19 protein-coding genes are annotated in these 20,218 nt (G+C 57.3%); 5 read left to right on the forward strand and 14 right to left on the reverse strand.

What is annotated here, in order from left to right; genetic code table 11:
* Positions 1–7: 7 nt before the first annotated feature.
* The 7 genes from ETAA8_RS10535 to ETAA8_RS10565 all read right to left on the reverse strand — a co-directional run bounded on the left by ETAA8_RS10535 (position 8) and on the right by ETAA8_RS10565 (position 6,435).
* Entirely contained in the window at positions 8–1,678 is a 1,671-nt protein-coding gene (locus ETAA8_RS10535; RefSeq protein WP_145087981.1) for a 2Fe-2S iron-sulfur cluster-binding protein, read from the reverse strand.
* A 14-nt stretch (positions 1,679–1,692) separates the two neighbouring features.
* Positions 1,693–3,057, reverse strand: a complete 1,365-nt coding sequence (gene nuoF, locus ETAA8_RS10540; RefSeq protein ID WP_238397727.1) for an NADH-quinone oxidoreductase subunit NuoF — start codon at positions 3,055–3,057, stop codon at positions 1,693–1,695.
* Positions 3,058–3,081: 24 nt separating this feature from the next.
* Entirely contained in the window at positions 3,082–3,561 is a 480-nt protein-coding gene (locus tag ETAA8_RS10545; RefSeq protein ID WP_145087983.1) for an NADH-quinone oxidoreductase subunit NuoE family protein, read from the reverse strand.
* Between the two features lie 19 nt (positions 3,562–3,580).
* On the reverse strand, positions 3,581–4,795 hold the full coding sequence (nuoD, locus tag ETAA8_RS10550) for an NADH dehydrogenase (quinone) subunit D (RefSeq protein ID WP_145087984.1): 1,215 nt from the start codon (positions 4,793–4,795) through the stop codon (positions 3,581–3,583).
* Positions 4,796–4,811: 16 nt separating this feature from the next.
* Positions 4,812–5,312 carry an NADH-quinone oxidoreductase subunit C gene (locus ETAA8_RS10555; RefSeq protein ID WP_145087985.1) on the reverse strand — a complete coding sequence of 167 codons (501 nt, stop codon included), beginning with the start codon at positions 5,310–5,312 and terminating at the stop codon, positions 4,812–4,814.
* A gap of 131 nt (positions 5,313–5,443) precedes the next feature.
* Positions 5,444–6,034, reverse strand: coding sequence for an NADH-quinone oxidoreductase subunit B (locus ETAA8_RS10560; RefSeq protein ID WP_145087986.1), 591 nt, complete (start codon positions 6,032–6,034; stop codon positions 5,444–5,446).
* A complete protein-coding gene (locus ETAA8_RS10565) occupies positions 6,025–6,435 on the reverse strand; it encodes an NADH-quinone oxidoreductase subunit A (protein WP_145087987.1) in 411 nt (136 codons plus the stop codon). The genes ETAA8_RS10560 and ETAA8_RS10565 overlap by 10 nt, the downstream gene beginning before the upstream one ends.
* Positions 6,436–6,673: 238 nt before the next feature.
* On the opposite strand from ETAA8_RS10565, the gene ETAA8_RS34540 reads away from it, so the two are divergent.
* Positions 6,674–6,835 (forward strand): hypothetical protein, encoded by a 162-nt coding sequence (locus ETAA8_RS34540; protein ID WP_202921741.1) that lies wholly within the window; start codon positions 6,674–6,676, stop codon positions 6,833–6,835.
* Positions 6,836–6,843: 8 nt separating this feature from the next.
* Positions 6,844–7,413 (forward strand): RDD family protein, encoded by a 570-nt coding sequence (locus ETAA8_RS10570; protein WP_145087988.1) that lies wholly within the window; start codon positions 6,844–6,846, stop codon positions 7,411–7,413.
* Positions 7,414–7,429: 16 nt separating this feature from the next.
* Here ETAA8_RS10570 and ETAA8_RS10575 read toward each other — a convergent pair whose 3' ends face one another.
* The 3 genes from ETAA8_RS10575 to ETAA8_RS10585 form a co-directional block, all read right to left on the reverse strand.
* Complete coding sequence (locus tag ETAA8_RS10575; protein ID WP_145087989.1) at positions 7,430–8,488, reverse strand: M42 family metallopeptidase; 1,059 nt, start codon at positions 8,486–8,488, stop codon at positions 7,430–7,432.
* Between the two features lie 123 nt (positions 8,489–8,611).
* Positions 8,612–9,610, reverse strand: a complete 999-nt coding sequence (locus ETAA8_RS10580) for an SDR family oxidoreductase (protein WP_145087990.1) — start codon at positions 9,608–9,610, stop codon at positions 8,612–8,614.
* A 282-nt stretch (positions 9,611–9,892) separates the two neighbouring features.
* Positions 9,893–10,588, reverse strand: coding sequence for a class I SAM-dependent methyltransferase (locus ETAA8_RS10585; RefSeq protein ID WP_202921742.1), 696 nt, complete (start codon positions 10,586–10,588; stop codon positions 9,893–9,895).
* A gap of 230 nt (positions 10,589–10,818) precedes the next feature.
* Here ETAA8_RS10585 and ETAA8_RS10595 point away from each other — a divergent pair, with 230 nt between their 5' ends.
* Both ETAA8_RS10595 and ETAA8_RS10600 read left to right on the forward strand, forming a co-directional pair.
* Complete coding sequence (locus ETAA8_RS10595; protein ID WP_145087993.1) at positions 10,819–11,031, forward strand: RNA-binding S4 domain-containing protein; 213 nt, start codon at positions 10,819–10,821, stop codon at positions 11,029–11,031.
* A 174-nt stretch (positions 11,032–11,205) separates the two neighbouring features.
* On the forward strand, positions 11,206–12,396 hold the full coding sequence (locus tag ETAA8_RS10600) for a hypothetical protein (RefSeq protein ID WP_145087994.1): 1,191 nt from the start codon (positions 11,206–11,208) through the stop codon (positions 12,394–12,396).
* A 47-nt stretch (positions 12,397–12,443) separates the two neighbouring features.
* Here ETAA8_RS10600 and ETAA8_RS10605 read toward each other — a convergent pair whose 3' ends face one another.
* Both ETAA8_RS10605 and ETAA8_RS10610 read right to left on the reverse strand, forming a co-directional pair.
* Positions 12,444–13,223, reverse strand: a complete 780-nt coding sequence (locus ETAA8_RS10605; protein WP_145087995.1) for a hypothetical protein — start codon at positions 13,221–13,223, stop codon at positions 12,444–12,446.
* A gap of 112 nt (positions 13,224–13,335) precedes the next feature.
* The gene (locus tag ETAA8_RS10610; RefSeq protein WP_202921743.1) at positions 13,336–14,313 is read right to left on the reverse strand and encodes a YadA-like family protein; all 978 of its coding nucleotides are present in this window, start codon (positions 14,311–14,313) and stop codon (positions 13,336–13,338) included.
* 373 nt (positions 14,314–14,686) lie between these two features.
* Here ETAA8_RS10610 and ETAA8_RS10615 point away from each other — a divergent pair, with 373 nt between their 5' ends.
* A complete protein-coding gene (locus ETAA8_RS10615) occupies positions 14,687–15,493 on the forward strand; it encodes a helix-turn-helix transcriptional regulator (RefSeq protein ID WP_145087997.1) in 807 nt (268 codons plus the stop codon).
* A gap of 660 nt (positions 15,494–16,153) precedes the next feature.
* Here the strand turns inward: ETAA8_RS10615 and ETAA8_RS10620 are convergent.
* Both ETAA8_RS10620 and ETAA8_RS10625 read right to left on the reverse strand, forming a co-directional pair.
* A complete protein-coding gene (locus ETAA8_RS10620; RefSeq protein ID WP_145087998.1) occupies positions 16,154–17,566 on the reverse strand; it encodes a DUF1552 domain-containing protein in 1,413 nt (470 codons plus the stop codon).
* A 16-nt stretch (positions 17,567–17,582) separates the two neighbouring features.
* Positions 17,583–20,204: a DUF1592 domain-containing protein gene (locus ETAA8_RS10625; RefSeq protein WP_202921744.1), complete on the reverse strand. Its 2,622-nt coding sequence runs from the start codon at positions 20,202–20,204 to the stop codon at positions 17,583–17,585.
* Between the last annotated feature and the right edge of the window lie 14 nt (positions 20,205–20,218).

The following is a 20,218-nucleotide window of genomic DNA, read 5'->3' on the forward strand; positions in this document are numbered from 1 at the left end:
CGATGACCTACGTGGTGGCGACTGCCGGTTGAGGAGCACCCGCAGCAGCGAGTTGATTCACTTTCAAATCGACGCCCAGTTCGTGTACGCCACTCAAAGCTGGCGCGAAAAAGGGAATCTCACGAGCCGCTTCAGCGAGGACTTGCTTGGCTTGATAGAGTCCGCTGCGACCGGCCAATTGCCAGAACAGTTGACCTTCGACCAGCACGCCAGCAGGTGCACGGATGGCCCAGCGAAACGACTGCAGCCGATCGTTGAAGTTGACGTACGAACCTTCGCGTTCGGCGAATGTGCCGCCGGGCACCTGATACGTGGCCGCATCCCACAAAGGAGAGGCAAAGCAGTCCTGCACGATAAGCGTTTTTACACCCGAAAGCTTCTCGACCGCAGCGGCATCGTTCCAATTGGTCTTATAACCACCGCTAATCCAGACGCCCCCCAGCGAAGAGGCATGCTCAGTCAGGAATTCATTCCAGTCGATGACCTTGCCCGCGAAGTTCGCAGCCACGGCATCGACACCGCGGCGATTCGGGCACTTCTCGGCGTGAATGGTAAAGCCGTTCTTGAACTTCTCGTCGGTTCCTTCCACCGGAATCGGTCCCATGGCCACAATCGCTTGGGGATCGAGGCGGCGAATGTATGAAACCAGCAGAAAGGCTTCTTCGACAGTCAGGTGAGGGGACAAGACCACACCCAACTTACCGGCAGCTGTCAGCGACTTCTCCAGTTCCGCCGGCAGTGCGTGCCAATCGAGATTTGTGTAGGAGCCATTGCTCGCAGTCGTCGACTTGCGGCGGAGGTCGATCTGCCGCCCTTCATCGTGAACGTGCTTCCAGCCATAACGGCCGTCGTCACACATCCACCATTGATTGACGTGCGGATTCTCGCGCGGCTTGAGGCGATAGATGTGATCCTGGTTCTCTTCGACTTTAATCGAGCAACCGGTCGAGCAGCCCGCGCACACATTATCGTGGCTCTTCATGAACCAGACGCGCTGCTTGTAGAGGAAGTCCTTGTCGCCCAACGCGCCGACGGGGCAAAGATCGCAGACGTTGCCCGACATCTTGTTATCGAGCGGGAACTGCAATTCGCCGGCATCGTTGCGGAAGACGTCGATCTCTTCGTGCGCGCCGCGATTGATGACCATCAATTCATTGGTGCCCGAGATCTCGCGGGTGAAGCGGACGCAGCGGGTGCACATCACGCAGCGATCGACGAACAGGGTAACGGTATCACCCAGTTCACGGCGGCGACTGCTGAAAGGTTGAATATCGGCCCGGCGTTGGTCGCGACCATATTCGAAGTGATAGTCTTGCAGCGAGCATTCGCCCGCCTTGTCGCAGATGGGGCAATCAACCGGATGACGGAGCAGCAGGTCCTCTTCGACCATCGCGCGGGCGTCGATCACCTTCTGGCTGTTGGTAACGAAAACCGTTCCTTCTTTGGCCGGCGTCTGACAAGCAGGAACGAGGCGAGGCTGCATCGCGATCTTGCCGGTCGCCGCGTCTTTCTGCCCGCACTCGACGAGACACATGCGACAACTGGCGACGACGGAGAGCCCGGGATGCCAGCAGTAATGCGGCACTTCCGCGCCGGCTCGCTGGGCGACCTGAATGCCATTCAGGCGCTCCTGCGCACCGATCTCGATTTCTTTACCATCAACGATGACGACTGGCATAGTTCTTTCGCGCTTTAGTGAATGCTCAGCAGCTTGAGGGCGGGCACAGGCTTCGTTTCAGCCCAGCCATCGGGATTGGTCTTCTTGATGTACTCTTCCAACTCGCCGCGATACTTCTTAAGCGTGTTCTTCAGCGGCCAGGCGGCACCATCGGCGAGGCCGCAGATGGTGGTGCCCGGCATGATGCCGATCGTATCGCCGATTTCAGCAAGCAGATCGAGATCCTTCAGCCGTCCCTTGCCCGCCTTGATGCGAGTCAGCAAGCGAGTGGCCCAACTGGTCCCTTCACGGCAGGGCGTGCATTGGCCGCAGCTCTCGTGCGAGAAGAACCGCGCGCTGTTCATCAGGTAATCCACCATCTGCACCGTTTCGTCCATGACGACGACCGCGGCGGTGCCGAGACCAAGGCAGCCGAACTTGCCGGGCCCGTTAAAATCGAGTGGGCAGTGGAATTCATCAGCCTTGAGAATTCCCATGCTGATGCCGCCGGGAATGCAGGCCTTTGCTTTACGACCCTTCCAGATGCCGCCACCGTAACGGTCGATCAATTCTGTGACCGTGATACCGAGCGGCGCTTCGTAGCAGCCGGGCTTGTTGATGTGACCGCTGAGGCAGTAGAGCTTGGGGCCATAGCTGCCGGCATCGCGCGGGTTGTTCGGATCGGGAGGTACGCCGATCGATTTGAACCATTCGACGCCGCGATCAAAAATCTGCTTCACGCAGGCTGCGGTCTCGACGTTGTTCACGACCGTCGGCTTGCGGAAGGCACCTTCTACCGCAGGGAATGGCGGCTTGATGCGCGGCCAGGCTCGTTTGCCTTCGAGGCTTTCGATCAGGCCCGTTTCTTCGCCGCAGATATAAGCACCCGCACCGCGATGCAGGTGAATATCGAGCGAGTAATCGGTGCCGAAGATGTTCTTGCCGAGATAACCAGCGTCGTAACATTCTTGAATCGCAGCCAGGGTCCGCTTGTAGGCCAGCGGATATTCGCACCGCATGTAGTAGTAAGCTGTTTTGCAATTCGTTGCATAACAGCTAATCATCATCCCTTCGAGCACCTGGTGCGGATCGAGCTCCATCAACACGCGGTTGTTGAAGGTGCCCGGTTCGCTCTCGTCGGCATTCAGGCAGAAATAAATCGGGCCCGGATGATTCGGCGGCAGAAAGGTCCACTTCAGCCCGGTGGGAAAACCAGCGCCGCCGCGGCCACGCAGACCACTTGACTTCACCGTCTCGGCCACGTCTTTGGGAGCCAGCTTGCCGATGACTTTGCGCACTGCTTCGTAGCCGCCGTAGGCTTCATAGCCACGACGGGTCCAGCTATCGGGTTTGCCGATATTGGCGAGCAGGACTGGTTCGAAATCTGCCACGGTTTTCACTTCCTCCCTCGCTGACGCGTCGGGCTATTTGACGGACGCCACGAGTTGTTCGGCTTGCTCTGGGGACACGCTCTGGTGCAAATCGTCATTGGCCAGAATGCAGGGGGCATGTTCGCAGGCCCCGAGGCACTCGGCATATTCGAGCGAGATGCGACCGTCGGGCGTCGTTTCGCCGGCCTTCACGTGCAGCTTGTGTTCGAGATGTTCGAGCAGTTCGTCAGCGCCGCGCAAGGCACAGGCGATCGAGCGGCAAACCCACACCCGGCACTTGCCGCCCGGAGCATCCTGCTTGAAGTAACCATAGAACGTGAGCGTGTCTTGCACCTGCGACGGATGAAGCTCGAGAATCTGCGCGATCTCGACCACGGCCTGTCGCGGCACGCAGCGGAGGTGCTCGTTCACGATGTGCAGCGCGGGGACCGTCACGGCCTGCTTCGAAGGATAGCGCGGAATGAACGCGCGGATCTCTTCGATCATTTTGTCGGTAAGGATGCGTTCAGCCATGAGATTTGGGCGGTTAAAGTTAGCGGTCCAATTCCGCGGCGATAATATTCAAACTGCCGAGCACAGCGACCACGTCCGAGAGGGTATGGCCGCGAATGAGCTTGGGAAACAGCGAGAAGTGAATGTAGGACGGCGGACGGCAACGGGCCCGATAGGGCACGTCACTGCCGTCACCGGCCACATAAAAACCAAGTTCGCCGTTCGGTGATTCGATGGCCGAATAGACTTCTTCGTTCGGCACGGTGAAGCCGCGGTTCAGCATCACCAGTTCGAAGTGCGTGATCGTCCCTTCGATGGTCGAATAGACCTGCTTCTTATTCGGCAGGGTCTTGCGCTCATCGACGCCGACGTTGATCGGCCCAGCAGGCAAGTTCTCAATGGCCTGCGTAATGATCTTCAAGCTCTCGCGCATCTCGGCGAGGCGAACGTAATAACGGGCGAAGCAATCGCCGGCCTTCATGCAGCAGACGTTGAAATCGAAATCGGCATAAGCCAGATAAGGCTCGTCCTTGCGCAGATCGCGGGTCACACCGCTGGCGCGAGCGACAGGGCCCGTGGCGCTCCAATTGGTGGCTTCTTCTTTGGTCAAAATGCCCACGCCCTTGGTCCGGTCAACATAGATGCGGTTGCGATTGAGCAGCCGATCCATGTCATCTAGCGTGGCAGGGAACGTCTTCAGAAAGGTGCGGATCTTTTCGATTACCAGCGGCGTGAAGTCCTGCGACAAACCGCCCACCCGCGTATAGCTGGGGTGAAAGCGCTGGCCGGAGAGTGTTTCGAAAATGTCGTAGATGACTTCCCGCTGATAGAAGGCATACAGAAAGAACGTGAACGCGCCAGTATCGAGCCCCATCGCCCCGGTGCTGAGCAAGTGATCGCTGATGCGGGCCAGTTCCGCGACGATGACGCGGATGTACTTGCAGCGGTTGGTGATTTCGATGCCAAGCAGCTTTTCGACCGCGCCGTGCCAGGCGACACCGTTGGCGACCGGCGAGATGTAGTTCATCCGGTCGGTGATGGTGACGTATTGGTTGTAATCGAGATGTTCGCCCAGCTTTTCGAAGCCGCTATGCAGATAGCCGATATCGGGCATTGCATCGATGACGCGTTCGCCGTCGAGCTTGAGCACGATGCGCAGCGTGGTGTGAGTCGCCGGATGCTGCGGACCGAAGTTCAGGGTCCACAGGTAGTCCTGCTTGTCGGCGGTCGGTTTTTCGAGCGAAGCAATCGACATGAAACTGCTCTAGTACTTACGCCTGGTTGCGGGTCAAAACCGGGAAATTGTGCCGCTCGCCGCGACCTTGCATCGGATAATCTTTCCGCAGCGGGAACGACGTGAACTCTTCCGGCATCAGGATGCGGCGCAAGTCCGGATGGCCAACAAACTCGATGCCGAACATGTCGTACACTTCGCGCTCGAGCCAATTGGCTCCGTTCCACAGAGCACACATGCTCTCGACCTTCAGGTCGGGTTCATTGAGCATCACTCGAACCGTCAGCCGTTCGTTAGTGGTCGTGTTGGCCAGGCAATAGACCAGACCGAAGCGATCGGTCGCATCACGAAACTTGAGATAGTCGACGCAAGTCACTTCCACGAGCAGGTCGAACGAGCGGGCCTCTTTCAGCATTCGCATCGTTGGCAGCAACTCGTCGCGCGGCACGACGACGCGAGTCTGGTCACGAAAGGTCGTGACCTTCTCTTTGCCGAAGCGGCTTTCCATCGCGGCGATTGTTTCAGTGGTGGCTGGCATTCAAGTAGCCCAACGCGTCAGCGAGGGAGATGGTTAGTTGCGGTTAATTTGCGAATTGCGTTATCAAAGTTTCAGTGCGTGTACCCAGGTCTCCCTCGCTTACGCTTCGGGCTACCTTCGTCATTGGGGACTCATTTCTTCACGAGTGTTGATTCTGGATGAAAATAGTGCGACTGCCCGTACATCGGCAGTTCTTGCAGGGCCCGCTTTCGTTCCTGAGCTTGGGCGGTCTCGAATTCGGCTCCGCCGATCGTACCTTCGCGTTGGATTTTGTCTTGCAGGTCCATGATGGCCTGGATCAATTGCTCGGGACGAGGCGGGCAGCCAGGGATGTACATATCGACGGGAATGAAGCGGTCGATCCCCTGTACCACGGCATAGGTATCGAAGACGCCGCCCGTCGAGGCACAAGCACCCATCGAAATGCACCACTTGGGTTCGTGCATCTGCTGCCAGATGCGTTGCAGCACCGGCAGCATCTTCATGGCCACTCGGCCAGCGACGATCATCAGGTCGCACTGCCGCGGACTGAAGCGGAACACTTCGGCTCCAAAGCGAGCCAGGTCATGCTTACTCGCGCCGGTGGCCATTAGCTCGATCCCGCAGCAGGCGGTGGCGAACGGCATCGGCCACAAGCTGTTCTTACGGCACCAGCTGGCAAGTTCGTCGAGCTTGGTGACGACGACATTTTCTGGGAGTTCAGGCTGCTGTTCTAGCGCCATTGAAAGACCCCTTTCCGCCAGGCATACACCAGGCCGACTGCGAGCAGGGCAATAAAGACCATCGCTTCGGCAAAAATCAGCCCGCGAGAGATTCCCGCCCCGGACGCTTGAGCCACCCTGACAGCTGCATCGATCCCGTCCGGATGCCGGCTGGCAACCGCCCAGGGATAGAGAAAGAGGAGTTCGACATCGAAGATCAAAAAGGCGATGGCGACGAGGTGGAACCGCACATCAAACTTCTTGTGCGCGTCGTGAATCGGGTCCATCCCGCTCTCGTACGGCATCCGTTTGACAGCTGACTGCCGCTTAGGGCCGAATAGCGAGCCGGCAAATAGCATCACCAGGGCCAATCCGGTGGCACAGGCGCCGAACAACAAAATGGGGAGTAACTTGAGTTCCATAACCCCAGAATTTCCAAGCGGTTGCGTATTCGAACCAGGACTTTGTGAATCTTATCACAAGGTCTGGCTCAAAGAAAACCCGGCTTTAGCCCGGGTTTGCGTTTTTGATCGTATCGCCAGCTATCACTAGGGTCAATCGGGGGCGATAAGCAGCCAGGAACCGTATCCGAGTGGCAAAATTTGCTAACTGGTGAACTCTCCAGACATTTATATTGCAGCAGTCAGGGGGCCTCTTCTCTTGGAGCACACCCTTCGCGTACACGATAGCCAATCGGGCGAAACTCTGTTCGCCGCGCAAACACCTCACAAGATCGACGAAATTGCCCTTTCCGCCGATGGCAAACAATTCGCTGCAATCACCAGTGCGCACAAGATTCTAACGTGGAAACTTCCTGAGTAGTTGTTTGCATGCGATCTCCACGACCCAAGAATGTAGGAGTCTATTATGCGCCGAGCGTCTATCTCGGCATGAGGCCACGACTGGGCATCTTCATTGTTGATTCGCTGGTGCTGGGATTTGCCCTGGGCACGTTGGGAATTATTTCGACGTTGATTGCGCCGAGTCTGATAAGTCTGTATTCACCACCTGCCATGATTCTCATCTGGCTGTATGAAGTTCCGTTGAAAAGGTCTTCGTTACGAACCGTTGCCTATCGCCTCTTCGGTTGCAAGCTAGTGGATTTGCAAGGAAATCCACCCTCGCTCTTGATTCTCACCTTCCGCCTGTTCTTCTGGATGTTCGGCTTTGGCATCATGTTCTACGACCTGGTCTGGTGTGGCATCGACGATGACCATCAGGGACTGCGCGACTCGCTGGCTGGAACTTGCCTCGTCAGGCAGCAAGCGGTGCCGCTGGGAATCGGGCGGATCCAATTTCCGTTCTACTTCACGCTGGGCTGCAACTTCATGTACCCGCGCGTGGTTCATTCCACTGGCGCGACTGAATCTCAGCCAGCAGAAAAGATTGCTGCCGAATAAATAGCTCGCTGATCTTCTACGGCGTGAAATCTTCCTCGCCGGTAAGGCCGACGACGAAGGCGGCGAGCAGGTCGGCGGTGCGGTCGAGGTCTTCGAGTGAGACCATTTCGACGGCCGAGTGCATGTAGCGATTCGGCAGGCTGACGAGCCCCGTGGCACACCCCGCGCGATTGAGTTGCAGCGCGTTGGCATCGTTCGGTACCGCGCGGCCGCTGGCGGAAAGCTGATGAGGGATCATGTTGTCTTTGGCAGTTTGAATCAGCCGTTCGGTGACGTGGGGATTCATGTTCGGCCCGCGAAAAATAACCGGACCATTGCCGAGAGCAATGTCGCCTTGTTGCCGCTTGTCGATCGTCGGGCAGTCGGTCGCATGGGTCACGTCGACGGCAATGCCAATGTGCGGATCGACACCGAACGCGCTGGTCTGGGCCCCCCGCAGGCCAATCTCTTCAGCCACTGTCGACACGGCATACAAGCCCACCTGGAGCGACTGGCTCGACGCGCGGCGCAGCGCTTCGACAATCGTCCACAGGCCCGTTTTGTTGTCCATGGCCGGCGAGTTCGCCAGTGAGTTCCGCATTTCTTGAAAGCCCAACTGCAAGGTAACAGGATCACCGATGCGAACCAGTTCCTGCGATTCGGCCTTGCTCTTGGAACCGATATCGATCCAGAGGTCTTCCAGCTTGGTGATCTGTTTTCGTTCTTCGTCGGTGAGCAAGTGAATGGGCTTGCGCGAAATGACCCCCGGGATTGGCCCCTTGTCGGTCCAAACGACCATGCGTGAGCCGATCAATTGCTGGGCATCCCAACCGCCGATGGTTTGGGCATAGAGAAATCCACTATCGTGAAAGTGCGTGATCAGCATGCCGATCTGGTCGCAGTGGCCGGCCAGCATGACCCGCGTTTTGGCCCCCGGATTTTTGCAGGCAATCACATTGCCATGCAGGTCCGTTTTTACTTCATCGGCAAACGAAGCCACGTACTTGCGCACCACATCTTGAATCGGTCGTTCGTAGCCACTGGGGCTCGGCGTGTGGAGCAACTGCTTGAGAAATTCGTACGATGAGGCTTCCATGGAGGCTCCGCGGTGGATAGTTGAATTCGCTATCGCCCTATTGTCGCGGCGTTGACCCCAAGGTGGCAAGGCGGCGCGTTGAGACAAGTTCGGAGTTTTAAGTTCCGAGACAAGTACGACGTCTCAGAACTTCCTCCCCGGATTCCGGTACAGAACTTCGGCCAGCAGTTCGGGTGAGCCGGGTTCGCCCGTGCGGTCGCGATGCCAGTCAGGGTGAGTGGGGACGAACTCGTCGTGATAGGGCCAGCCGTCGAAGGGCTGATAGCCGAGAATGTTCGCGAGTTTGCTACTGTCCATGCTCACGTCGCCAGCGCGCGGGGGAAGTGGCCCCGCTTCAAGGCGCAAACAACCCATCAGGTCTTCCGGGCGATAGCCGCCGACGCGATTCACCACCTGGGCAATCTCATACAAACTGAGTGACCGGGGGCCGCCGGCGTGATAGAGCCCACTCAGTTCGCGGCGACGAAGGACTTCTTCGAGCAGGGGACTGAGGCAATCGGTATAAGTTGGCGTGCGGCGCTCGTCGAAGTAGAGCGTCGCCGGCTTCTGCTTCTTGAAGCGAGATTGAATCCAGTCAATGGCTCCCGCGTGGCCATTAAAGCTGACGCCCATCGGCAATGAGATCCGCAGCAGGCAGGCGCTGGGGCGCTCGCGAGCAATCAGATGTTCGGCTTCGACCATCGTCTTGCCATAGATGGTTACGGGATCGACTTCGTCGTCCTCGCGATGGCCGCCGCCGCGCGTGCCCGAGAAAACCAGATCGATCGACAAGTGTACGAGCCGTACCGATGTGTGGGCGATGGTCTCGAGCAGGACTTCCATGCTCTGCACATTGATCCGCCGCGCCATGCTCGGATCGAGCTCGCAGGACTTGAGCTTGCAGGTTCCTTCGCAGTGCAGCACGGCGGCAAACTGATAATTGTCGAACAACCGGCGCATGGCATCGCGGTCGTCCATATCGCAGGGAATGATCCCCGGCCCGCTCAGCGGCCAGTAGTCGGTACGGCGAATCGCCAGCACTTGATCTCCATACTTACCGCGCAAGTGTTGAAACGCGTTGTACCCCGCTACGCCTGCCAGGCCTGTAATGAGGAGCGGCAATGGGGGTTCAGCGGCGAGCATGGGGGCGAGTCGGAAGCAAGGGGAGGGAGAGATGATTACTGAGCGAACCTCTTACTATAGTAAAAAGGTCAACCGGCGCGCGGGGACGATCGGCTGCCGTTCCATCAAGTGCAGGCTTGTCGCGACAACCGCAAAATGGGGGTGTTCAATTAAGGTGTCACTAATTGGACAGGGAAGCACGTAACTCTCGGGTTTCCGAGCAATCTGTGTTCAAATAGGAGGGGCCATGTTGAACATCTAGGATGAAATTTCGAGGGTAGATTTCCAGGCGACCGGAGTTTTTCAGTCTGCATTTCGAGTCAGCTTGACGCGACGAAACTGCCCGGGCTGCAGCGATTCGCAAGGCGAACCTTGTTCGTCGACGAATTTAGCCAGCCAGCCTGCTTCAGCAGCCAGCTGCAAAAATGCGTTGGCCGTTTCCATCCGTCCAGGTTCGGCGAGCCAAACAAAGCCGCCAGTGTGCAAGCGGGCCTTCAGCGTATTGAGCAAGGGCTGGTGAAGTTCCGAGTCGTAAATGACATCGGCCGCGATGATGGTGGAATAACGGGGTTCGGTGCCTGGCGATCGCCAGTCGAGCACTTTCCCCTGCACTTGTGCAAAGCCGTTGTGCCGCGCGTTGGCGCAGGCCAGTTCGACGGCCAGAGGGACATAGTCGCTGAAGGTCACGTGGCAACCGCGAGCCAAGGCCGCCAACCCAACCAGTCCGCTGCCGCAGCCCAGTTCGAGCAGGCGAGTTTCGGCCGGCCAATTTCGGGCGAGGACCAGGGCCGCCATCGACCGCGCGGCGGGCCAGATTTGCGTCCAGTAGGGATCGGGCCACTCGTCGTCGTTGGCCGTTTGTTGCAAGAAAGCATTTTGATCGGCTGGCAAGAGCAATTCCCACGCGTGGTCGGCCACTTCGATGGTGCGCCACATCCAACCGCCGGGGATGGGGCGGGCTAGCAGTTCTTGTGAGTCGGCTAGAATGGGGCGGTGCATAACAAGCGGCATTCGCAGTAACACGGCGCAATAAAAAGTAACGAACGTGATCACCAGTCTGTGTCAGGCCTGCACGCATTGCCAAGAGGTCATTTCCGGCCGCGGTTCCGTGTTTTATCTTTGCCGTCAGTCGCAGCAAGATTCCCGCTATCCCAAGTATCCGCCGCAGCCTATCGTCCGCTGCGCCGCCTTCGAGCAAAACTGTGACCAGACACCAGGAGTGACCACCGATGACTGACGAACCTGACGAACCGGCCGATGTGCTTAGGCTCGATCATTTCCTGAAGCGGAGCGGCGTCGCGGACACCGGCGGCCAGGCGAAGGTGATGATTCAGAATGGCGACGTAAAAGTGAATGGCGAAGTCGATACTCGCCGCCGTAAAAAGTTGGTGAAGGGGGACGTGGTCGAAGTGAACGGGCAGAAGTTGGTGGTGAAGGATTAATTGGCACTCCTCACACTTTACGTGAGGAGCACTATCATTTCCGTCAAAAACAGGGCGAAAAGTCGTCTTGGCAGGAAATGTCTCGCCCTGCTAAAGTCCCGCCGCTTATCGGCCGTCCGGTTCCTCCGGGTGGCTCGTCTATTCTTGCGGCACTCATCAGCGGAGATTCGCTCGATGCACCAGCCTGGTTTACGGTTTCGCGCGCTAGTCCTCGGCAGTCTGACTGCGCTCCTCGTGCTCACCGGCCTGGCCAAGGCTGCCCCGCCGTGGGCGCAATTGATTCCCTTTCAAAAGAAGCCAGCTCCTGCGCGCACCGTGGCCTCCGCTGTCGACTATTCACTGACCGAGCAGCATGGTCCCTGGCTGATTCTGTGTACGACGTTTGTCGGCAACGCTGGCGAAGATGGAGGCGGCGATGGCGAAGCACAAGCCCACGAGTTCGCCCGCGAACTACGGACCCGCTATCGCTTGCAGGCTTATGTCTATCGTCAACATTTCGATTACACGCAGCCCGAAGTAGGGCTGGGATTTAACAGGTTTGGCGGTGCGAAAAAGATGAAGCCGATGCGCCCAGTCGAATTCAACGAATATGCTGTGATGGTTGGCAATTTCGATTCGGTCAACGATCCGCTGCTGGAAAAAACGCTCGCCCAGGTTAAGACGTTACGTCCCGCGATGCTCACCCCCGGCAAACCACAGCCTGGCCAGCGAAGCGCGACTTCAGCGCTCAGTCAGCCGCTAGATCGAATTCGCGAGTACTACCGCAGTATCGCTCCGACTGAGGAGCGTAAGAGCAAGGGACCGCTGGCGAAAGCGTTCGTCACGCGCAACCCGCTGTTGCCTGACGAATACTTTGTGGCCAAGGGGCTCGATCCGTTCCTGGTCGAAATGAACAAGAATGTCCCGCACAGTTTGCTGCGCAACCCGAAGAAGTACACGGTGAAAGTGGCCACTTTCCGCGGCGTCGACACAATGAAGCCCAAGGAATTTGAAAAACTGACGAATGAACGGCAGGGCGATTCGAAGATCGATCAGGCCGCCATCAGTGCCCGCAATCTGTGCGTGGCCCTACGCGACAAAGGCGTCGAAGCTTACGAGTTTCACGATACGTCGGAAAGCATCGTGACGATCGGTTCGTTCGACTCTGTTGGCGAAGAGCGGGCCGATGGTAAAACCGAAATCAATCCAGCTGTGCACCGCATCATGTTGGAGTACGCGGCTCAACAGCAGGCTCTGCCGAACACAACGCAAATGGGTATCGTGCCCAAAAAACTTGCGGGCATCAGCTTCGACACGCAGCCGATTCCGGTCGAAGTTCCGCGGCAATCGCTGGCCGCCACGTATAACTCCAGCGCATTGCGATAAAGCCAATCAAACGTACAGAAACATCACGCCACGAGCAGGCTGCCCAACTAACCCGGGTGGCGTTGTTGCGCTGCAGGTTGAGCGGATGTCGGTACAGGCTGACGCGGTTGATTAGTCGAGGTTGTTTCCGCTGGTGAAACCCCGACACTCACGGCGTCGATCATCCAACCGCCGGTTTCGCTTTTAATGTAACCAAGCTTGAAGTTGATTCGTGACGGACTGGACGCAAAGTAACCTTCGAGCAACAGCAGTCCCTCTTTGGATACTTGCGGCGGCGCAATCAGTGGATCGAGCACCACGATGGGCGAAAGATCGATCTTTTTCTGCCGCAAGTTTTGAAAGATGTTTGCCAGATCGCCGGCCGAATTGCGGTTGCGAAAACCGGGCGAAGCCAGGTCGCGCAGCACGGTAAAGTTGCCGGTGAGATTTCCCTGATTCACGGCGATCAGCGCGTTCTTAATCAAGATCACTGCCGCGGCGCGGTCATTCGGCGAAATGGCTGGTGGAGTCGCTGCCGGTGATTGGCCCGGTGCGGCATTTTGCGGCGGAGTTGGTTGCGGTGCGCGTGGTGGTTGCTGATTGACGGGGCCACCCACGGGAGGCCGGTATTGATGCGGCACTGGAATCTGTGGAGCTGAGTTTTGCCGAGGTGCCGTCGTGGGCTGACCCGGCGCTGGTTGACTTGGCAAGGGCTGCCCTGGCACGGGTGGGCGGAACTGTTGATAAGGATTCGCCGGGGGAGCTTGGGCGAGAGTCGTCAGGGGAGACGAAAGCAGCCAACCACAGCCCACAACCATCGCGCACGCAAGCAGCAAAGAGCTTTTCATCGAATCCATTCTCCGAAAAGAAACCAACATCGAGATGAGAGGATGCATTCCCAACACGCCGTTCGCAGGCTGGAGACGTGCCAGCCTGCGAACGTGTTTTTCCGGCCCGCCACTACCAGGCGTAGTTCACGCCCACCCGGCCACCTACCGCGCCCTTTGCAGTACCCACGCCAAAGCCACCGTTAATGAACGTGTTCTCGGTCAAGCGAGCGACGCCGCCGAACGCAAAGGCCGATGTGTCTTCGAACACACCCACATTCGCGGACACGCTGTAGTTCACATCGACGGGCAACACCGAACCAGCGCCGGCCATGGCAAGCGCCATCGCCACACCTTCGCTGTTGGTTTCGACCTGCGATTGCAAACCCTGAAATGCCGTGCTGTTGGTCAAGATCGTGTTCGGATCAGAAGCTGCCAGGTTGCCACCCGCGTCGCTCGTCACAATCATGATCGGCCCCGTTTGGGCAGCAGTGCTCGCAGCGGAAGTGATGCCGGCCGCGGTGTAGGTGTTTGTGGCGGTTCCGAGCGCGATTTGGTCGGCGCGGGTGGTGGTGGCTCCAGTTCCAATTGCGGTCGAATTAACGAAGGCCGCGGAAGCGTTGGTGCCGAAGGCAGACGAATAATCTCCCGCCGCGCTGGCACTGTTGCCATATGCCGACGCACGTTCTCCGGCAGCATTAGCATTGGAGCCGGTCGCGACCGAGAAATCTCCCGATGCGATAGATGCAAAACCGACAGCCGTTGCCCGCTCGCCAGCAGCTGATGAAACAAAACCGAACGCGGATGACCCTTCACCGTCTGCTTGGGCTGTATCACCGAAAGCTGACGAGTTGGGAGCGGTGGCCTGCGCAGTGGTGCCCACTGCCGTAGCTGACTCGGCGGAAGCATTCGCCGACGATCCCACCGCGGTCGAGCGAAGCCCCGTCGCAACCGCACCATCGCCATCGCCGGTATTGAAGTTGGTGCCGATGTATTGAGCGTGCAATTCTCCGCCACTCAACAACAACCCCATGCCCAATACCGCGCCGCTTAAAAATGTACGCCGCAGTGCGCGGCGATTTCGTTCTGTCCACAATCGATTGAACCGCATGACAACCTCCGTGTAGTTTTCGGGGAAGGACGACGCCATCCGTGCGTCGCCGCCAGCCGTACTGTCCGTTTCGACGAGCCTCAACCCGGTCGGCCAAAGTTCTGTCACCCCCCCAAGGAATTCCTTAAACGCGGGATAGGTGCAATGCGAAAAGTCGGTAAAGGGGCCGTACCGTTCGCATCCTCCGCAAGCCTTTCAGTTTCACAACTGCGACAGATTGGTATGCCTCCCGCGAAATGCGGAAAACTGCCCGCGCAACCCCTCAACTCGTGTGGACTTGTACTTTGATGTTGGGTAATCCTAATGCACTCGTACCTGCCGACGAATCCTCCCGCTAACTCAAAGTTTCACTCAGGCTCCGACGAGAAAGAGCATGACTGGTACGTCGCTGGAACCGCTAGCATTCGAAGACACTGAACGGATCTTCTCTGTACTGGGACAAGTGGGCGATCCCACGTTGCCCTTGAACCTGGTCGAGCGAAAACGGAAATTGCTTGACGACGTCCGACAGTTAATCGACGCCGATGTTTACATCTGGTCCGCCGCCATCCCCGATCCGCAGCAACCCGATGTTATGACGACACAGTTACTGGATGGGGGCTGGACGAGCGAAGGGCAACGTGTGCAGGCTTACAAAGCGCTATCCAGCCCGCTGGTGAATCAAACGCTCGCTCCGTTCAGCATCGAGGCCGCGCAGCAAATGCGGCACGTCACGCGGCTGCGTAGTGAGATTCTTACCGACGAGTGGATGCAGCAGCATGGGCAGGTCTGGCATCTTTCTGGCCTCGACTACAGTCTATTCACGATCTATCCCCTCAGTCCCACCAGTTATAGCGGCACAGGCTTTCATCGCCTGCTGGGCAAGCCTGACTTCAACAAGCGCGAGCAAAGCATCGTCCACTTCACTTTCAAACATGTCGAGTGGTTTCATCGCCGCAACGTCGACCCATCGCACATCAAGGTACTGCTCCTCAGCCCGCGCGAACGTCAAACGCTCATTCTCTTGCTCGGCGGCGACACCAAACGCGAAATCGCCGAAAAGCTGGGCATCAGTGAACACACGGTCGGCGACTATACCAAGAACATCTACAAGCACTTCGGCGTGAACAGCCGGGGCGCGCTGCAGGCGTTTTTTATGAGCGGACAGTCGGCCAGTTCGCTGTCTACGGCAGAAACATAGTGCAGGTAAATTACATCTTCTCCTGCGCGAGCTGCGACTTCGAGACTTCCTGGCCGCTGGCCTTGACGGCAAAACCAAGAGGTTTGGCGGGACGTGCCGGCCACGCTCAGCAACCATTCGGCCCATAGCCCGGGCGGTCGTCTTGCTGAGTACAACTTTTACCGATGAACAGCAGACGAAGCGACTGCTGCGGCCCTTTGGCTCTGAACTTTCGTGGTGACGCGGACCATGATCGCGCGTTTCTGAGAACGACATTCCGCCGCAGACATCTTCCGCCATAGATTGTTGCAATGTAATTAAAATGTCATTGACATGTGGTCACTAGTTGTGTTTAATTCAAGTGGCCGTATTTTCGTGTGCCTCACTTCACAAGGCAGCGAGGTGAAGGGGCGGCAGGGGTTGGCCTAATTCCGGCAAGTGAAGCGGTGCGCGAGTTTCGTCCCACACTGAAACGATGGCTCGCGAGCGGAAACGGCAAAAGGGGGTGTTGATAAAAGGGTCGCGTCATTCAGCCGTCAAACGCGCCGCACACGGGTTTGGCGCTAGGTTGGGTGGACAACGGGTGGGAGTTTTTCAACAAATTGGATGTGCGTACTCGTCGGTCAGACTACTTGGACCCAACGAAGACCCTTCACATTTGCGCCTGGAAAACGTGACCTCTTAAACTCGATTCAACGTGCCGGTGATTCCGGCAAATGAATCGGTCTCGACGCCAAAGCGTTGCAAGAGAGTCGTGAAAAGGAGGGCGAGGGGTTCTTCCTGGACGCGGGCTTCGCCTTGCCAGCCGGCATCGGTGTCGATTCCCGCGCCCGCCTGGTTATCTTCGTTCCCTTTGCCGAACTTGAGATACCGGCCGTTAGTGAACCCCAGGTTTTTTCCGCCAGCCGAGATAATCGGATAATTACGTGACAGGTGAAAGCTGCTCGAAGCAGAGCCATGCATCGCGAAGGTGTTATCCAGCATGTTGCCGTTGCCAGTCGGTTCGGGTGTGTCCTTCAGCCTTTGCACAAACCGGCCGAATTCTTCTGCCTGGTAGCGATTGTAGGTGCCGAGATTTTTCCAGCCATTGGGCTGCTTGACGGCGTGAGTCAGACCATGAGCACCGCCCAGGCCAACGGCTCTGGACAACAAATCGTGCGGACCTTCGCCGTTTTCGCGTCCCAGTTGGAACGTCGCCACACGCGTGGAATCGCTGAGGAAGGCGAGATAGATCAGCTCATACATGGTTTGGAAGTAAAGCCGAGCTTCTGCCGGAGTGGCTTCCAAATGAAGGTTGCTGGTGTCGATCACAGGAGTCGGCGTATCAATCCACTTCTGCGCTTTCGCCAGCTTAAGTTCGGTATCGCGCACGGCATCCAGATACTGCTTGAGCGTTTGCTGATCCTGCTTGGAAAGCGATTTTTCCAACGCCTTCGTATTCGCGATGAGCAAATCCAAGGCGCTCTTGCTTCTGGCCAGTCGAGCGTGAGCGTCCTTCCCACTGGTGACAAACAGCGTGTCGAAAATCTGCTTCGGTTTGTTCATGGCCGGAATGGGGCGGCCTTCTTGGTTGAACGACTGTGTCTGCGCGCCGCGTGGACCACCGATGCCTCCGTTGGTCGACATCACGAGCGAAGCGTGACGGGTAAATTCCCCAGCATGCCCAGCAATGACCTGGTCGACGGAAACGGAGTTCTTATAGGGACCATGACCGCCGATGTCCGCGCCGGTCAGAAATTGATCTGCGTTGGAATGTCCATGAACCTTTCGGGCAGCCGGGTGAGACAGGCCAGAGTAGATCGTGATATCACTGCGTAGTGGTTCGAGTACGTCGAGGACCTTTGTCAGTTCGAAGTCCTTCTCACCACCGCGCGGGAACCAACTCCAATCACTCCACGCCGGGTCTGACTTGAGCGGCAGTCCGACACCATCCGGATGATAGACGCTCAAAAAACGCTTCGGCGTTGCGTTGGGAGATGAACTGGCGAGGGACAGCGATTCAAGCCACGGCAAGGCGAGCGCTACGCCAGTTCCACGCAGGAAGTTTCGACGATGAATGGTCACTGGTCTATTACTCACGGGTGGATTGGTCATCACCGGTTTCCGACTCTTACTTCGAGTTGAATAAGTCGCTGCTCACGACTAAATGTATCAGGTCTGTAAGCTGATCTTTATTTTTTCTGAACTGGGCGGTCAGGCCATCGACATCCGCATGGTCGGCAAAGGTTAGTGGCCGACCAAGAGCATAAGCCAACATCTTGTGAACCATGGCCCTGGCAAACTGATCTTGCCGGTCTGCGAGTAGATACCGCTTGAGACCTTCTACTCCAGCCAGTTCTTGCTTGTTGAACAGGATCGAGGTGGCGTCCACCGGCTTGTTCTTGATGTTGGATCGCCAAGCACCCAAGGCATCATAATTCTCAAAAGCGATTCCCCAGGGATCGATTCGAGAATGGCACGAAATGCAACTCGGCTTGTTGCGATGGTCGGCAATGCGTTCCTTGAGCGTCATCTCCAGGATTCGAGGGTCCGTCAGATCGACTTTCGGAACATCAGCCGGCGGCGGCGGTGGAGGGTCCTGCAGAACGCGCTCCAGCAGCCAAACACCGCGCTTGAGCGGATGAGAATCGGCACCGTCGGAATTCATCGTCAACAGGCTCGCGGCAGTCAAGATTCCACCGCGGTTTGTTTGGGCAGTGCCGGGCACCCTGCGAAAATGAGGTCCGAACACGCCTGGAATGCCATAATGCTGGGCCAGTCGCTCATTGACCACGACATATTCTGAGTGCAAGAAGTCCATCACGCTGCTATTGCTACGCAGGGCTTCTCGAAAGAAAGCGACCGGCTCTTCCCGCATCGCTTCTCGGAGCGCGGCATCTTTGACATGCGTGACGCTATCCATGCCGTCCAGTCCCAACCATTGCTCCACGAAGTGGTGTGAGAATCGCTGTGCGCGTGGATCGGCCAGCATTCGATCCACCTGCAGCTTCAAAACGGCGGGATCTCTTAGCGTCCCTTTTTGGGCCAGTTGCAGGAGCTGCTGGTCTGGCACGCTCGACCAGAGAAAGAATGAAAGCCGACTTGCCAACTCCTGTTCACTGATTGTTTCTGGTCTCTTTGCATCGGCTTTCTGAGTATCCTCAGCGGCTGATCGCTGAGTCAGGTAAAGAAACTCCGGTGTCGCCAGAACAGTGGCCAAGACTTCCAGCATGGCCGGCTCAAACGCGTCAAAGTCAGAACGATACTTGGAAAGCAAGTCCATGAAAGGAAGAACTTCCTCAGCTACGACCGGACGCCGCCAGGCACGCTCAAGGAAGCGGGTGAGTACCTCCCGGCCGTAAACCTGCTCATCGTTCTTGTTCTTGCTCTCAATGAAGATGTTGGTATGGCTCGGCGGTGGCCAGTGATCGAAGTGAGGTGCGCTGACCTCGATATAATCCATCACTACTTGGAGTGCTTCCTTGCCGCCGCGAATACTCGATTCGTTGCGAATGTGCAGGAATTCATCCCGCCTGGGGAAAGTGGTCTCCAACTTGCGAAAAGGATTTCGCTGGATCTCGCTGAGCGGAATGTCGAACTCGATGAATTCCGGCTTGTCGGCCAGTGCCGTAACCGGCATATCCCGCTGGCTGACGACTTGCGAGAAATTTGCGTTATTGCTGGTATGGGCACTGAAGATCAGTCGCAGACTGGCAAACTCTTCGGGCTCGTTCGTCGTGCGCCACGCGCGAATTCGCACACGCATCATCCCTTCATCGGGCAGAAAGCGATCCAGATTTATTTTCAACTCGCTAGATCGCGGGAGGATGAATACTACGGGAGATACATCTGGGTTGTGGCCCGCAAATTCACCTGGCTGAGGAGCGGCGTTGCCGCCGGCAAACTGAATCCCATCGCCTGTTGATTGATTTAGCAGATGTGGCCTGTTCCGATGATTGCGATAGCTTTCTTCAGACTTATTGAAACGCTTGTTCTTATCGCCCGTCGCCTTGTTCATCACATCTTGCATCGAAATGATGTAGGTCACAGGCCGAGGACGTTCTCCGCTTACGGTCACTCGCTGCAGTGCTTTCAGTCCCAGCTCGCGATAGGCCTCGAATTGCGTGGTCGACATCTGCAGCAAGTCGGAACTGTTCTTAAAGCCGTCGTCCGAAGCCGCCTCCGGTGGCAAGCTGTTGGCGATTGAATAGGGCAAACCGAGAAGATCCTGCAGCGCATAGTTGTATTCGTATTTCGTCATCCGGCGAAACGAAGAATGCTCCGCACGACTGCGGCGAACGACGGACGCTTTGTTCATTTCCTCGCTGAGCCAGTCGACAATTGTTTTACGATCGGCGTCGGCCAGCCGATACTCAGGCTCGTCTTCGGGCGGCATCTCGGAATTGCTAAGGACTTTGTAGATGCCCCGCCAACGGTCAACGTCGGGGCCGGCCAATAAATCGGGATTCAACTGGTCGACGCGCAGATTCGCCATGGTCGAGTCAGGACCATGACAGCCGATGCATTTCTGGGCTAGAACCGGCCCAACGGACTTGCGGAACTGATCAAGATTGGCCGTGGGAACGGCAGGCGCTGCTCCCAGTTTTTTCTCGGCCTCTTTCAAGAACAGTGATTTCGCTCGACCCGCGTCGCGGACCTCTCCCCAAGTCAGAGACGTGCCGACTGTTTCCGTCGAAAATGCACTGCAAATAATTCCGTGCACTAACAGGAACGTGAAGATCAGAGTACGCATGGGCTGACTTGACT

This window comes from Anatilimnocola aggregata (assembly GCF_007747655.1).
Classification (GTDB): Bacteria; Planctomycetota; Planctomycetia; order Pirellulales; family Pirellulaceae; genus Anatilimnocola; species Anatilimnocola aggregata.